General features: G+C 37.2%; 11 protein-coding genes. 6 read left to right on the top strand and 5 right to left on the bottom strand.

All coding sequences use genetic code 11. From position 1 onward, the window contains the following. Window positions 1-199 precede the first annotated feature (199 nt). Window positions 200-1,123 carry a hypothetical protein gene (locus AADJ06_RS21045; RefSeq protein ID WP_341228476.1) on the top strand — a complete coding sequence of 308 codons (924 nt, stop codon included), beginning with the start codon at window positions 200-202 and terminating at the stop codon, window positions 1,121-1,123. A 138-nt stretch (window positions 1,124-1,261) separates the two neighbouring features. Here AADJ06_RS21045 and AADJ06_RS21040 read toward each other — a convergent pair whose 3' ends face one another. The 4 genes from AADJ06_RS21040 to AADJ06_RS21025 all read right to left on the bottom strand — a co-directional run bounded on the left by AADJ06_RS21040 (window position 1,262) and on the right by AADJ06_RS21025 (window position 6,712). After that, a complete protein-coding gene (locus tag AADJ06_RS21040; RefSeq protein WP_341228475.1) occupies window positions 1,262-2,113 on the bottom strand; it encodes a pirin family protein in 852 nt (283 codons plus the stop codon). Window positions 2,114-2,123: 10 nt separating this feature from the next. Further along, complete coding sequence (locus tag AADJ06_RS21035) at window positions 2,124-2,840, bottom strand: pirin family protein (protein ID WP_341228474.1); 717 nt, start codon at window positions 2,838-2,840, stop codon at window positions 2,124-2,126. Between the two features lie 60 nt (window positions 2,841-2,900). After that, a complete protein-coding gene (locus AADJ06_RS21030) occupies window positions 2,901-4,943 on the bottom strand; it encodes a TonB-dependent receptor (RefSeq protein WP_341228473.1) in 2,043 nt (680 codons plus the stop codon). 110 nt (window positions 4,944-5,053) lie between these two features. After that, entirely contained in the window at window positions 5,054-6,712 is a 1,659-nt protein-coding gene (locus AADJ06_RS21025; protein ID WP_341228472.1) for a glutamine--tRNA ligase/YqeY domain fusion protein, read from the bottom strand. A 124-nt stretch (window positions 6,713-6,836) separates the two neighbouring features. Here AADJ06_RS21025 and AADJ06_RS21020 point away from each other — a divergent pair, with 124 nt between their 5' ends. The 3 genes from AADJ06_RS21020 to AADJ06_RS21010 all read left to right on the top strand — a co-directional run bounded on the left by AADJ06_RS21020 (window position 6,837) and on the right by AADJ06_RS21010 (window position 8,696). Beyond that, window positions 6,837-7,436, top strand: a complete 600-nt coding sequence (locus AADJ06_RS21020) for a YigZ family protein (RefSeq protein ID WP_341228471.1) — start codon at window positions 6,837-6,839, stop codon at window positions 7,434-7,436. Window positions 7,437-7,588: 152 nt separating this feature from the next. Beyond that, the gene (locus tag AADJ06_RS21015; RefSeq protein ID WP_341228470.1) at window positions 7,589-8,116 is read left to right on the top strand and encodes a hypothetical protein; all 528 of its coding nucleotides are present in this window, start codon (window positions 7,589-7,591) and stop codon (window positions 8,114-8,116) included. A 46-nt stretch (window positions 8,117-8,162) separates the two neighbouring features. After that, on the top strand, window positions 8,163-8,696 hold the full coding sequence (locus AADJ06_RS21010; protein WP_341228469.1) for a lipocalin family protein: 534 nt from the start codon (window positions 8,163-8,165) through the stop codon (window positions 8,694-8,696). A gap of 103 nt (window positions 8,697-8,799) precedes the next feature. On the opposite strand, the gene htpG is transcribed toward AADJ06_RS21010, so the two are convergent. Beyond that, the gene (gene htpG, locus AADJ06_RS21005; protein WP_341228468.1) at window positions 8,800-10,611 is read right to left on the bottom strand and encodes a molecular chaperone HtpG; all 1,812 of its coding nucleotides are present in this window, start codon (window positions 10,609-10,611) and stop codon (window positions 8,800-8,802) included. Between the two features lie 196 nt (window positions 10,612-10,807). On the opposite strand from htpG, the gene AADJ06_RS21000 reads away from it, so the two are divergent. Both AADJ06_RS21000 and AADJ06_RS20995 read left to right on the top strand, forming a co-directional pair. Then, window positions 10,808-12,022: a DUF4249 domain-containing protein gene (locus AADJ06_RS21000; protein ID WP_341228467.1), complete on the top strand. Its 1,215-nt coding sequence runs from the start codon at window positions 10,808-10,810 to the stop codon at window positions 12,020-12,022. A gap of 3 nt (window positions 12,023-12,025) precedes the next feature. Next, entirely contained in the window at window positions 12,026-14,416 is a 2,391-nt protein-coding gene (locus AADJ06_RS20995; protein WP_341228466.1) for a TonB-dependent receptor, read from the top strand. Window positions 14,417-14,460 lie beyond the last annotated feature (44 nt).

Below are 14,460 nucleotides of genomic sequence, written 5' to 3'. Positions count from 1 at the left end.
ATATTTGTTAGATATTTATCTAACTATTTCATAATAGAAAAGACCCTATTTGGTATAGTTAATTCCTTTAGTAGGAGCGTTAAAACAGTAATTGAAATTTTTAGCTCTAGTGTTTAAAATAGGAACATAGATTTTTTATAAAATGTTACTTTTTGATAAAATTAGAGTCTAACTAGCGATTTAAAAATCTTGTATCATAATGAATATTATAAAAACGATAGTTTTTTTTATACTGACGTGTCAATCATTTTCTGTTTTAGCGGTCACCAAAACTTATGTAGGTGCCTCAGGTGGAGATTGGGGCGTAGCGGCTAGCTGGACACCTGCAGGTATTCCTGGGCCTAGTGATTATGCTATTATTCCTGCCGGTATTACGGTAACAGTAAGCGGTAATCAAACAGGAACTCACGTAGGGTTTATAGAGATTCGTGGAACTCTGGATTTGACAAATAATGGAAAATTAACCGTTGTTGATGGAGTACATATTGTAAGTGGTGGTGGAGCTGTTGGGAATGGTAACTCTGACCAATTAAGGGTGAATAATATTACCTATTCAGGAAATGAAATAACGGCTATTCCTGAAGGAACCACTGGAAATAGTGGAGCTTATCCAGTAACTTTGGCAGGATTTGAACTTTATGTTCAGGGTGAGAGTGTACAATTAAAATGGCAGACTTCGGAAGAATTGAATTTTAGTAAATTTGAGGTTGAAAAATCAAGTAATGCCGTGAGTTTTGAGCGGATTGGAAACCAAAATAGTCTAGGAATACAAATTTATTCTTTTGTAGACGAGAATCCTTTTGTGGGCAATAATTATTACCGCCTAAAAATGGTGGATTTAGATGGAACTTTTGATTATTCGAAAATCATTACTATCAACTATGAAGGAGAAGATGCATTAATAGTTTATCCGAACCCTTCAGAGTCTAGCGTGATCAATGTTTCAGGATTGTATGATTCAGAAGAAGTAATGTTATATAGACTGAATGGTCAGAGAGTAGAATTTGATTTTTTAGAAAGTAATAATGGACAATTGCAAATTACTCCTAAAGAGAAGGTTAAGGCAGAAACGTTGATTCTGAGGTCAAACCTTAACCGTTCAACACGTGTTTTTACATTTTAAAAGTTAGTTTATGTTAGTAAAGAAAAAATATAAAAAACCCCGACTTAATAAATTAGGAGAGGTTAAATCAATAACGCTTAAGACAGGCTCTGTCTCAGATTTTGGTTCTAATCAGTTCCAACCATAAAAAGATGAGTATCACATGATACCCATCTTTCCCATTTGGTAATCTCTCATGGCTTGCATTATTTCTGTGGTGGTATTCATCACAAAAGGGCCTTGACTAACCACAGGTTCGTCTAAAGGCTTTCCATAAGCTATGACAAATCTGCTGTTTTCTTGAGCTTCTATTTCAATATCTTCTCCTTTGTTGGCAAAATCTACTAGTTGATTATTAATAGCAAGCTTTCCATTAACCAATATTTCTCCGTTTAATACATAGAAAAGGATATTCTCATTTTTAGCTATTTTGAAATATTGCTTCCCAGCTTTATGTGCTACTACATTTAGAATGGTCAACTCTGTTATTGACTTGGCTGGACCCTTTTTCTCATCTACCTCTCCAGAAATGACCTGTGTTTTAATTAAGCCATCTTCAGAAATGACAAGTGGAATTTCCTCTTTTTGAAACCCTTGGTAATTAGGGGCTGTCATTTTTAGTTTTCCAGGGAGGTTCATCCATAGCTGAATGATTTCCATTTTACCACCATTTTCCCGCATGGTTTCTGGAATGTTTTCAGAATGAACAATTCCTCTACCAGCAGTCATCCATTGTACTCCACCCGGGTTTATAACTGATTTGAAACCTTGGCTGTCCGCATGTTCTATAGAACCCTCATATATAAAAGTTAGCGTTTCAAAACCACGATGTGGATGTGGGCCAAAAGGCAAACCCTGGTTATAGGGCTCAAACTCATGAGGCCCATGATGATGTAATAGTAAAAAGGGGTCTATGCTCGCAAAATCATTATTTGGCAATGGCTGATGCATGTAATGCTCGCCTATTTTCTGTCTACCGTTGCTTAATATTCTTTTGATTTCTTTTTTCATTGCTTAACATTTAAAATGTCATAGGAACCTCAATAGCTAATACTTTACTATCTACAGAGGCTTTCACATCAACCGTGTCAAATTCCCAAATTCCAAACCCATCTCTTTTAGAAAGTTTCTGCTTATCAATCTCGAGTTTACCTTCCAAAACGAAGAAATAAGTACCATTTCCTTTTTTATTCAACGTATACGGAATGTTCTTTCCAAGCTCAATGTCTGCCATAGAAAACCAAGCATCTTGATTTATTTTAACGCCTAGGTCTGAGCTACTACTAGGAGAAACCACTTTTTGGAATCGGTTCAAACGCTCTTCTAAAGGGAATTCTTGTTGGTCGTAATTTGGTTTTATGTTTTGCTCTTTTGGGAAAACCCAAATCTGAAGAAACTTAACAGGTAATTTGCTGTTGTTATTCTTCTCGGAATGCTCTACGCCAGTTCCTGCAGACATAATCTGCACTTCGCCAGTTTTTATAACCGCTTTATTTCCTATACTATCTTGATGCTCTAATTCACCTTCTAGCGGAATAGAGACTATCTCCATATTACTGTGCGGGTGCTTTGAAAAGCCCATACCTCCAGCTACATGGTCGTCATTTAAAACTCGTAATGCTCCAAAGTGCATTCTTTCAGGATTATTATATCCTGCAAAACTAAAACTGTGATATGAGTTTAGCCAACCGTGATTGGCGTGTCCTCTGCTATCGGATGCGTGATATATGCTGTTCATTGTTATACTTATTTGTATTTAATGTTATAACATATATATTGAAAATAAGTTCAATTTGTTCTAAAAGCTAAAGGCAATAGAGACACCACAATTCCAGTTTCTTTTTGGTGATGGATTGTAATATCTGCTTCCAAAAGCGTTGATGTCATTTCCTAAGCTGTAATCTTGGTCTAAAAGGTTTTCTCCTCCAGCGTAAATTTTTAAAAGCCATGAGTCAATATTCTTCTGCCAGCCTATTCTTGAGTTGAGTAAGAAATACTTTTCAGAATAAACCGTATTGGCATTGTTGAGCGGGATCTCATCTGTGAAGTTCAAATTGTTGTTCCAGAATATACCAGAAGAATGGGCATAGTCTACAGAGAAGTTAAAGGTCTTTTTAGGTACAGATGGAATTAGATTTCCGTCAAAAATAGTCTCGTTGTCAGAGAATTCTAGGTACTTATAATCTTTTAAGTCGGCTGAGAAAAGTAGATTTATTTTAGAACTTTCGTCAACTATTTTTTCATAGTTGACCAATAATTCTAGCCCATTTTGGCTTGCTTTACCAGCGTTTGTAAATACATCTTCATCATTGATACTCCCTCTTACTATGGCATCATTTAACTGAAGAGAATAGGCATTAAATTGATATGAAAAACCTTCTTTGGCTCCTTTAATCCCGATTTCATAGTTGGTGCCAGTTTCTGCATTTAGCTTGTCAATAGTGGCTAAAGGATTAAAAATAGTCACAAACTCCTGCACGGTAGGAGGAGAGAAACCTTTGCCAATACTTCCGAAAACAGAGAAAGAAGGTGCAAAAGATTTTAACACAGAAAACCTTGGCATTACTGGCACACCGCTAGATTCGCTTTTGACCGACAGGCCGCCCTCACGTTCATAATCATAGCTTTGTTTGTTCAAGCTTAAGCCAGCAGTTAAGAATACTTTGGAAGGTAATTCAGCTTCTAGCTGGGCGAAAACAGAGCCTTGAAAAGCATCCACAGCTTCTATGTATTGTACGTCACCTGTAACACCGCCATTATTATCATAGACCTCAAAATCAGAAGTAGTTTTTTGATATTCTAAACCTATGACTGCTTTAGTTTTTATGCGATTTTCAGAAAGAACTATGACATTTTTATTTCTTGCTCCAATAGACTTTTGGTCACGCTTTTCAAAATTAGTTATAAACGGGTTTTGGAGTTTTGTGGCGTTCCCAAATAAAGAAATGGTAGAAGTGAATCTGTCATTAAATTTAAATTCTTGCGACACGCCTAAGGAGAATAACTTTTGATAAATGGCGGCATTCTGTTCTTCAGAACTAGGTGTGAAGTTGGTTGCCTGTCTCGCCCATCTTGGGTTTTCATTTTTCTGGTCTAAGTTTAAGCCGCCTGGGGTTTGATAATATAAGTCGGCATAAAAACTGTTTAGATGTAGCGTATATTCATCGGTCAAATAAAGGCTTGTTCTATAGTTTAAAACATCTCTTCGCAGTTTAGAATGGTCTCTGTAGCCTTCTGTTCTGGCGTGGGAGTAACCTAGAAATGTATTCGCTTTTTCTGATGCCGAGCTAAAATTGATACTTCTGTTTTGGGTATTGTAAGAGCCAAAGTGAGTTTTGACTTCAAGTTTGTTTCTTTTTTGTTCTACAACTTGGGCTGACTTACCGTCAAGTAATATTACGCCGCCCATTCCAGCTCCATAAATACTAGCTGATGGCCCTTTTAACAGTTCCATGCTGCCTACACTGTTTATGTCTAGTAGGTTGAAATATGAAACGCCGTTAGCATCTGTGAACGGAATTTCGTTCCAGTAAACCTTTACATTTCTTACGCCAAAGGGCGAACGAACAGAGCTACCTCTAATGGATATTCTATAACTACCCGGTGACCTTTCTTCCATTCTCACACCCGGGTATTGATTTAAGATTGGCAGGATACCGTTATTGTCAAATCTTTCAATGCTTTTTGGCTCAATGACATTGACAGGAGCCGCAACTTCAGTAACACTTCTTTGAGCTTCAAAGGCGGTGACGGTAACTTGATTTAAGTTTTGGGTGCTGTCTACCTGAGCGAAGGAGAATTGCCCAAATAGAATAAAAAGGATAGTGATGTTATACTTCATAGTTGAATATTGAATAGACTGCTTGATTTTGCAAATTTAAGGAAATCATGGGAGCTAGGGCATAAAAAAAGGCGAACCGAAGCTCGCCTTTTACTTAATCTAAATATGTACTATTTCTTTTTCCAGCTGTCTCTCATGCCTACAGTCTGGTTGAAAACTAGTTTGTCAGCTGTACTGTCTTTGTCAAGAACGTAATAGCCCTTTCTGATAAACTGAAATTTGTCTTCCAGTTTAGCATCTTTTAAACTCGGCTCGCCATAAGCTGTAAGAATCTCTAAAGAGTTTTCATTTAAGATTTCTCTAAAGTCACCGTCATAGCCAGCCACATCTTCTTCTTTGAAAAGTCTGTCATAAACACGTAGTTCTAAGGGTACATTGTTCTTTTGGCTCACCCAGTGAATTACACCCTTGCATTTTACGCCCGAAGTATCTTGCCCACTTTTACTGTTTTCTATAAAGCTACATTTCAGTTCTAATATCTCGCCGTTTTCGTCTTTGACAACGTCGTCACATTGAATAATGTAAGCACCTTTAAGTCTTACTACCCCACCTGGCTTAAGTCGGAAGTATTTTTTAGGGGCATCTTCTAAGAAATCAGATTTTTCAATAAAAATTTCTTTATCAAAAGGCACCATACGGCTGCCGCTATTTTCGTCTTCAGGGTTGTTGTCAATTTCACAATCCTCCGTTTCGCCTTCAGGGAAATTAGTAATGGTAACTTTTAAAGGGTCAGTTACTGCCATTACCCTGGAAGAAATCTTATTAAGATGGTCTTTGATGAAGAACTCTAACAAACTTGCGTCAATCATATTGTCGCGTTTTGCTATACCTATTCTATCACAAAAATCTCTTATTGATTTTGGCGTATAGCCTCTTCTTCTTAAACCAGAAATAGTTGGCATTCTTGGATCATCCCAGCCACTCACATGGTTTTCTTCTACCAAAAGTTTCAGCTTTCGCTTACTCATTAAAGTATAACCAAGGTTCAAACGAGCAAACTCATACTGTTTTGAAGGGAAAATCTCTAATTTTTCAATAAACCAATCATACAATTCTCTGTGAGGTACAAACTCAAGTGTACAAACAGAATGGGTTATTTCTTCTATAGAGTCAGACTGGCCATGAGCTAAATCATACATAGGATAAATGCACCATTTGTCGCCCGTACGGTGATGTTTGGCAAATTTGATTCTATAAATAATAGGGTCACGCATGAGCATATTGGTAGAGGCCATGTCAATCTTGGCTCTTAATGCTTTGCTGCCTTCAGCATGTTTTCCATCACGCATTTCTCTAAAAAGCGTAAGATTTTCTTCTATGCTTCTGTCTCGAAACGGACTGTTGGTTCCAGGAGTAGTAGGTGTTCCTTTTTGAGCGGCTAGCTCTTCAGATGTGCTGTCGTCCACATATGCTAAACCTAAGTTTATTAACTTTTCTGCATACTCATAAAGTGTATCAAAATAGTCTGAAGCGTAATGCTCACTAGCCCAGTTAAAGCCTAACCACTTTACGTCTTCTTTTATAGAATCAACGTATTCGGTGTCTTCGGTTACTGGATTGGTATCATCAAAACGCAAATTGGTTTTTCCGCCATAAGACTCTGCTAAACCAAAGTTTAAACAAATGGATTTTGCGTGACCAATGTGTAAATAACCATTAGGTTCTGGAGGGAATCTGGTCAGAATAGATTTATGCTTTCCAGCGGCTAAATCTTTCTCTACAATCTCCTCAATAAAGTTTAAGCTTTTTTCTTTTTCCTCGTTTGCCATTGTGTTTTCTCCTTGCTTACTTCTCTAAAATACGAGAGTATGCATTATTTGGTCTTTAACTTTAAAATTAAAGCCTAATTTTGACTTTATAAGGCGGCAAAATTACTTAAGATTTCCTTAAAACATGTCTATTTCTGATACGTATTTCACTATTTCCGAACCATCGGTAAGTTTATTTAAAGATAAAGGGAGTAAGTTCTATGGTTTTGCCTTTCCGGTGGCTGATGAAGACGAGGTGAAAATGTATTTAGACGAAACTAAAAAGCTTCATCCAAAGGCACGACATCACTGTTATGCGTACAGGTTGGGCACTACAGACGATAACTTTAGAGCCAATGACGACGGAGAGCCGTCGGGCTCTGCTGGTAAGCCAATTTTGAATGTGCTGCTGTCGCAAAACCTAAGAAATGTTTTTATAGTGGTGGTGAGGTATTTTGGCGGGACCCTTTTAGGAGTTCCAGGTCTTATCAATGCCTATAAAATGGCAAGCATGGAAGCTCTTGAAGAGGCCACTTTAGAAGAGAAAACTATCAATGAGCACCTTAAACTAGCTTTTAAAATTCAATACATGAATGAAGTCATGCGAATTATTAAGAATTATGACTTGAATATTATTTCGCAAGATTATACAGACCGATACATTTTAAATATTGAAGTGAGACTATCACTTTTAGAGGAGGTTAAGGAAGCTATTTTGGATTTGAGGTTTGTGGAGCTGGAGTGATTCGGAATCTTATGAACCTATTTTCGTTAATTGCGTCATTACGATGACGGTATTTAGCTAAATTGCGTCAGTTGACTGCATTTAGTTCAAAGTTCAGATTCGGGTATGATTATTGATTACGTTTAAGAAAGAAAACGAATAATAATTCATCGATGAAAAATCTACTTTTGGCCTTTCTTATAATTTTCACTTTTTCATGTACTAAAGATGGCGATACCGAAATAACGCCAGGTCAAACCGGTGATTTGAATATTGTTGGTACTTGGGAGTCAGATTACGTATTCACAGTTAGTCAAAAAAGTGGTGCAAACGCACTTAACTCTACCATAAACTCACCAGACGGAAGTGTAGTTACATTTAATAGTGATGGCACATTTACTATGAATAAGTTTTCCATAGGAGATTATGGTTTTGATTCATTTAAAGCTGGGACTATAAACGGTACGTTTCTGGTTAAGGCAAATAAGGTGACTTTAACCACTGATGCTGGGGTTAAACATAGTTTTACCGCTAGCGTGTCAAAGGTTACTGAGATGGAAATGAACTTGACGAAAGAGCTAATAAAAGAAAGTTTAGAGTCAAGTAAAGCTGCTCTTACGGATACAGAATATCAGGCCAAAAGCTCCGCTATATCGGTATATGAGCGTTATGACCAATCTGGTTATTTTACAAAAAAGTAATTTTTTGAGTAGCCTAAAACTTGTTATAAATAAATACTCTTTCTTGATGAAATTCACTCGCACTTTTTTCCTTTTAAGTATCCTTTCATTATTAATGTTTGGCTGTGGAGGAGATGCTGATGAACCTACACCTGTTATAGACGTAACAGGTAAGTGGCAATTAGACTTTATTTATACCAATAGGGAAAAAGTGGGAGAAGAGCCCTTGCAAGCATCTATTAACCCACTTTATGGAAAATACCTTACGCTTAACGCTGATGGCTCTTGCAGTTTAACAGAGTTAGGCTTGAGCGATGCAAGTTTTGATTTTTTAACGAGCAGCAGCTTTTCAGGAAGCTACAGTTTAGATGGTGATATCTTAGAAATTCAGGTTGATAATGCTGGAAATACCCAATACGAAATATTCAAAGTGAAAGCAGTTAACGCTGAAGAACTAAAATTAGACCAAGATAAATCTTTGATTCTAACGGGTCTAGAAAAAAATAAGGTTTGGCTTTCAGATGAAGCGTATAATGATAGCTTTCAATTCATAGACCAATATCAGGAGTATGATGTGGAGGTTGAGTTTTTGAAGGAGTAAGGACGGATGTATTTAAATTTTATTGATTGAATCAACAAAAAAACCTCGCAGAGAAATCTCCACGAGGTCCAATTATAAGGCTTAGCCAAATATTGAAAAAAGCCTAAGCCATCTCTTCAAAAGTTCTATTTACAAAGTCTGTCAAGCTACCACCTGAAAGCATACCTTGAGAAAGAAGAGCTAAATCGTGCAATTGTTTTGCGTACGTTTGTCTTCTGTCTTCACCTTTCATTTTAAGCATTTTAGCTATGATTGGGCTGTTTCCGTTCACCACTAAATTATACATAGTAGGCATATTACCCATCATGCCAGCTTGACCGTTCAGCTTGTTCATGTCCATATATCTACGCATAAACTCAGGCTGTACTATGCTCACAGGAGCGTCGTCAGCAGGAAGTGCTTCTATCTGAACCACATTGTTTCCGGCCAATTCTTTGAAAAGACCTTCTACTTTTTCTTTCTCTTTGTCGCCAAGAACAGACTCGGTAGTTAAACCTTTGTCTACCAGTTTGTCAAAAGAATCTCCATCTACACGTTTGAAGCTAACTTTTTCAAGTTTTTGCTCCATGGTATTAATGAAGTGAGGGTCTAATACATCATCTAAGATTAATACATCAAACTCACGTTTCTTAGCTCCTTTTATAAAGGCGTCTTGCTTATCTGCATCAGTGGTATAAAGAAGAATGGTATTTTCGTCTTTATCTTTTTGAAGAGCCTCAACCTTAGTTTTGTATTCTTCGGCTGTGAAATACTCGTTTTCAGTATTTTTGAACAATAAGAAGTTTTGAGCTCTGTCGTAGAATTTATCGTCAGAGATAATTCCGTACTTCACAAATAGGCCAATGCTATCCCATTTTTCTTCAAAAGCCTTGCGGTCATTATTGAAAAGTTCGCCAAGTTTGTCAGCTACTTTTTTCGTGATATGGCTATTGATTTTCTTAACGTTTCCGTCTGCCTGAAGGTAACTTCTAGACACGTTTAACGGAATGTCTGGCGAGTCAATAACACCATGAAGTAATTGTAAGAATTCAGGAACGATGTCTTTTACGTTATCGGTAATAAACACCTGGCGGCTGTATAATTGGATGCCTTCTCTGCTTAATTGGAAATCCTGCTTGATTTTCGGGAAGTAAAGTACTCCGGTCAAATTGAAAGGGTAATCTACATTCAGGTGAATCCAGAAAAGAGGATCTTCGCCCATTGGATATAGCTCCTTATAAAAGGCTATATAGTCTTCGTCTTTAAGATCTGATGGAGACTTAATCCAGATTGGTGCCGGGTTATTGATAACCTCTTCTTTAAACTCAATTTCTACTGGAAGGAATTTACCGTATTTATTAAGAATACCTTCAATTTTGCTTTCCTCTAAAAACTCTTCAGAGTCTTCTGCTATATGAAGAATGATGTCAGTACCTCTTTCAGCTTTTTCAATGTCCGAGATTTCATACTCCGTAGTACCATCACATAACCATTTTACAGCTGGAGCATCTTGGTAAGATTTTGTGTGAATTTCTACTTCTTTGGCTACCATGTAGGCTGAGTAAAAACCAAGTCCAAACTGACCAATGATAGGATTTTTGTCGTCTACATCTTTATATTTTTCTAAGAAGTCTTTTGCTCCAGAGAAAGCTATTTGGTTAATGTACTTTTTAACCTCATCAGCTGTCATTCCTAAACCTTTGTCAGAAATAGTGATGGTTTTAGCTTCTTTATCTACCGCTACCTTAATTTTAAGTTCGCCTAGCTCGCCATCAAACTTACCCATGGAAGAGAGCTTTTTGATTTTCTGAGTGGCATCTACAGCATTAGAAACTAATTCTCTTAGGAAAATCTCATTGTCAGAGTATAAAAACTTCTTGATTATCGGAAAGATGTTTTCCGTATTAATGGAAATACTACCTTTTTCAGTTGACATGTTATCTTATATTTTTGTTTTGAACATTCTTTTTTTATTTGCCTTACGGCACAAAGAGGTGAACAAAGTATATTCCAATTGGCAAAAGGCTGACAGATTGACAGTTTTGGAGCTATTATAGACAAAATAGAATTACATTTAGTCTGCTGATTCTATTAAGTTCTACATCCAGAGTATTGAAATAATTTGAATTTTCATGCATAAAATAAAACTACTTTTTTCTCTGCTTTGCGTTTTTTTGTTCCTAACACAGGCTTGCGTTGATACTTATTCGGTTAGTATAGAGGGGAGTAAAAAGTACTTGATAGTAGAAGGAACCATCACTAATGTTTCTGACCAAAGGCAAATTGTAAAGATTTTTGAAACGGACGACCAAAGTGACTTCGTAAGCACGGAGTTTTCTAAAACTATTTTTTCTATTGATAATGAGGCTATTCCTTTGGAGAATATAATGGTAGAAGTTTATGAAAATGAGTCTATTGTTTATCAAATGATAGAAAAGGCTCCTGGGGTTTATGAAATGCCGTCTGGCTTTTTTGCGGAGGTGGGTAACACTTATCAATTAAAGTTTACTACCACAGATGGCCTTAAATATGAATCAAGTGTAGAGGAGATGCTGCCAGTGGCTGAGATTACAAATTTTGAGGTGAAATATAATGAAGAGGGAATAACAAAGCCGCGACTGTATAATCTTAAAATTCCTACACATGATTATTATTTAGATTTTGATGACCCTGCTGAGGAGGTTAATTTTTATAGTTGGTCATGGACAGATTATGAAGTTCAAAACATTTGTCATACCTGCCAGCAAGGCCGTTTTTTTACAAAAGAAGAATTAGGGACAGCTACTGGTGAATGTGTTACAGATGATGCATTGCACCCAAATAATATCTATGATTATTATTGCCAGGGTTTCTGTTGGGAGCTATTTGAGGGAGAAGATATTCAGATTTTTTCAGATGTATTTACCAATGGACAAAGCCAAAAAGGGAAGTTAGTGGCTCAGGTGCCAGCTTTTCAGTCTAATAGCTGTTTGGTAACCATTCAGCAAAAGTCATTGACCGCCGGAGCTTTTAGGTATTTAAAACTGATAGAAGATCAATCTATTAAGTCAGGTTCTTTGGCAGATACGCCACCTGCTCCTATTCGTAGTAATGTGGTTAACATAAACCAAAAGGAGGAGCTTGTTTTAGGCTACTTCTCAGCTTCTGCTGTTAAAGAAGTTAGGCACATGCTAAATAGAGAAGGTATTACAGGGATTAGAAAAGATAACCTTTTTAGTATTCTTAATAACAGAGACCCAGTGCCTGAGACAGACGGAGATTTTCGCTTTCCAATTCCTTTAGCACCTTGTGTAGCATCTGAAACCAGAACGCCAGTAGCACCTCGAAATTGGCAGTTTGGCATATAAATTATGAAGAAAATAGTTTACATACTGTTGTTTATCATTGGTGGGTTTAATGTCAATGCACAGCTTTTTTGTTCAGGGCAAGTTTTAGATTCATTGACTAATTTACCATTAGAAGGAGCTTCTATTGTTCTTAATCATCAGGGTAAAAATAGCGGCGTAAAGTCTGATGCCGAGGGTAAGTTTTACATTAAACTACCTTATGCCGATAACGCTGTTCAGGTTAGGTATACCGGATATATAGCCAAATGGATTTACCTGAAGAAAGGTGTTTCATTGATAGATGGGATGATTAAAATGGAGGAGGTCTCAAATACTTTAGAACAGGTAATAGTTTCTACCAAGGGTTTTGACCAAAATGTAAGAAAACCTGTTTTAGGTGCGAATAGCATCAATATGAAAACACTTGAGAAGATTCCTGCGGCCTTTGGTGAGGTAGACCTTTTTAGAAGTATTCAAATGTTACCTGGGGTAACCAGTGTAGGCGAGGCCTCCAATGGCGTAAATATTAGAGGAGGCACTACAGACCAAAACTTAATTTTGATTGATGATACGCCCGTTTTTAATCCTACACATATGTTTGGTTTGTTTTCTGTAACACCTCCAGACGCTGTAAGAAACCTAGATTTATACAAAGGGAATGTGCCTGCAAGGTATGGAGGTAGAGCCGCGTCTGTAATGGATGTTTCACTTCTGAATCCAGATTTGACTAGGTTTAAAGCAAAAGGAGGAATTAGCCTCATTTCTGAGAAATTAATGCTCAATGTACCTATTGTCAAAGATAGATTCGGCGTTTATGTGGCAGGTAGAGGCTCTAACCATGATGTAATTCTACCTATTATTTCAGATGAACTTGAGAGTATCAAAACTAAATTTGGGGAGTTGGTCGGTAAGGCTTTTTGGCGTGTCAATGATAAAAATACGTTTACGGCCATGGGTTATTATAGCTCAGACTATTTTGAAACAGATTTATTGGCAAACTTGCCCAATGTGGTAGGTACCACCACCTATTTTCAGCATAATACGCTAAACGGAAGTGCTAAATGGTCTCACATTTTTAATGAGAAACTAGACCTGCAAGCGTCTGTTATAGTAGCAGATTACAAGCCAAATATTGCTACCAAAGAAGCGGAGACAGGCAATCCTATAAAATTGGAGTCGGGGATTTTGCAGAAGCAAATTAAAACGAACCTTTACTATCAAACAGAAAAGCACAAAACGGAAGGAGGTCTTATTTTTACAAATTATGCACTCAACCCTGGTCGCCTAAATCCTGGAGTCAGCACCAGTGTAAATGAGATTCAAACACCCTCAGAAAAAGGAAACGAACTGGCGGCATACATAGACGATGAGTTTGCGATTAGTGATGATTTGGCCATATCGATGGGCTTGAGATATAGCTATTTTTATAACTACGGAGCAGCGGAGGTTCGTTCTTATAGAGTTGGAGAGCCAAGGGATGATTTTTCTGTAGAGCAAGTAACTTCTTATGGTATAGGTGAAAAGATAGAGAATTATGGAGGTTTGGAACCTAGGTTTGGTTTACGCTATTCCATTAGTCCCAAACGCTCTTTGAAATTCGGCTATAATCTGATGAGACAGTATCTTCAAATAGTGTCAAACACCACCACGCCTATTCCTACTTCTAGATGGAAAACAGTCGACACCAATATTAAGCCTCAAGTAAGTAACCTTTTTACTGCGGGTTATTACCACGCTTTTGAAGATGATATTTACGAAGCTACTTTAGAAGCATATTACAGAAGCACACAGAATATAATGGATTATAAGCCGGGGGCGGATTTTCTGCTTCAGCAGTTTCCAGAAACTCAATTAGTGCAAGGGCAAAGCAAAGCCTATGGCCTAGAGCTCATGGTGTCAAAGAAAAAAGGAGTGTTAACTGGCTGGGCAAACTATACGTATGCTAGAACTTTCAATAGGGTTGATGCTAGTGTCAATGCCTCGGAACTTGTAAATGGGGGAGATTGGTATGCGGCTAATTATGATAAGCCACACACCTTTAATACTTCGCTAGATTTTAATGTAGATGAGCATAATTCCTTCTCTTTTAACTTTGTTTACAGTACAGGCAGGCCCTATACGCAGCCAGTTGGTTTTGTGAGTTATTTGAATAGTCTATACCCATTTTATGATCAAAGAAATAATGAGAGAGTTCCTGATTATCACCGTCTAGACTTCTCATGGAACATTTATAACCCTTCTATGAAAAAAAGAAGGTGGCAGGGCAGATGGGCTTTTTCTGTCTATAATTTATATGCTCATAAAAATGTCTATTCGGTTTATTTTAAGACCGAGGATAGTCAAACAAAAGCCTATAAACTTCAAATTTTAGGAGCACCTATAGTGTCATTAGCATATAATTTTACATTCGAGTAGACATTTTATCTACAAAAGGTGTCTTTTAATCTGAACGTGGCAGA

Origin of the sequence: uncultured Arcticibacterium sp., from assembly GCF_964021845.1 — a bacterium.
Taxonomy (GTDB): domain Bacteria; phylum Bacteroidota; class Bacteroidia; order Cytophagales; family Spirosomataceae; genus Arcticibacterium.
The sequence above is the reverse complement of the archived record's forward strand: the minus strand, read 5'-3'. Positions and strand labels throughout refer to the sequence as shown.

Coding starts and splice junctions, on each gene's coding strand:
- AADJ06_RS21045 (WP_341228476.1), top strand. CDS start 200: ATGAATATTATAAAAACGATAGTTTTTTTTATACTGACGTGTCAATCA.
- AADJ06_RS21040 (WP_341228475.1), bottom strand. CDS start 2,113: ATGAAAAAAGAAATCAAAAGAATATTAAGCAACGGTAGACAGAAAATA.
- AADJ06_RS21035 (WP_341228474.1), bottom strand. CDS start 2,840: ATGAACAGCATATATCACGCATCCGATAGCAGAGGACACGCCAATCAC.
- AADJ06_RS21030 (WP_341228473.1), bottom strand. CDS start 4,943: ATGAAGTATAACATCACTATCCTTTTTATTCTATTTGGGCAATTCTCC.
- AADJ06_RS21025 (WP_341228472.1), bottom strand. CDS start 6,712: ATGGCAAACGAGGAAAAAGAAAAAAGCTTAAACTTTATTGAGGAGATT.
- AADJ06_RS21020 (WP_341228471.1), top strand. CDS start 6,837: ATGTCTATTTCTGATACGTATTTCACTATTTCCGAACCATCGGTAAGT.
- AADJ06_RS21015 (WP_341228470.1), top strand. CDS start 7,589: ATGAAAAATCTACTTTTGGCCTTTCTTATAATTTTCACTTTTTCATGT.
- AADJ06_RS21010 (WP_341228469.1), top strand. CDS start 8,163: ATGAAATTCACTCGCACTTTTTTCCTTTTAAGTATCCTTTCATTATTA.
- htpG (WP_341228468.1), bottom strand. CDS start 10,611: ATGTCAACTGAAAAAGGTAGTATTTCCATTAATACGGAAAACATCTTT.
- AADJ06_RS21000 (WP_341228467.1), top strand. CDS start 10,808: ATGCATAAAATAAAACTACTTTTTTCTCTGCTTTGCGTTTTTTTGTTC.
- AADJ06_RS20995 (WP_341228466.1), top strand. CDS start 12,026: ATGAAGAAAATAGTTTACATACTGTTGTTTATCATTGGTGGGTTTAAT.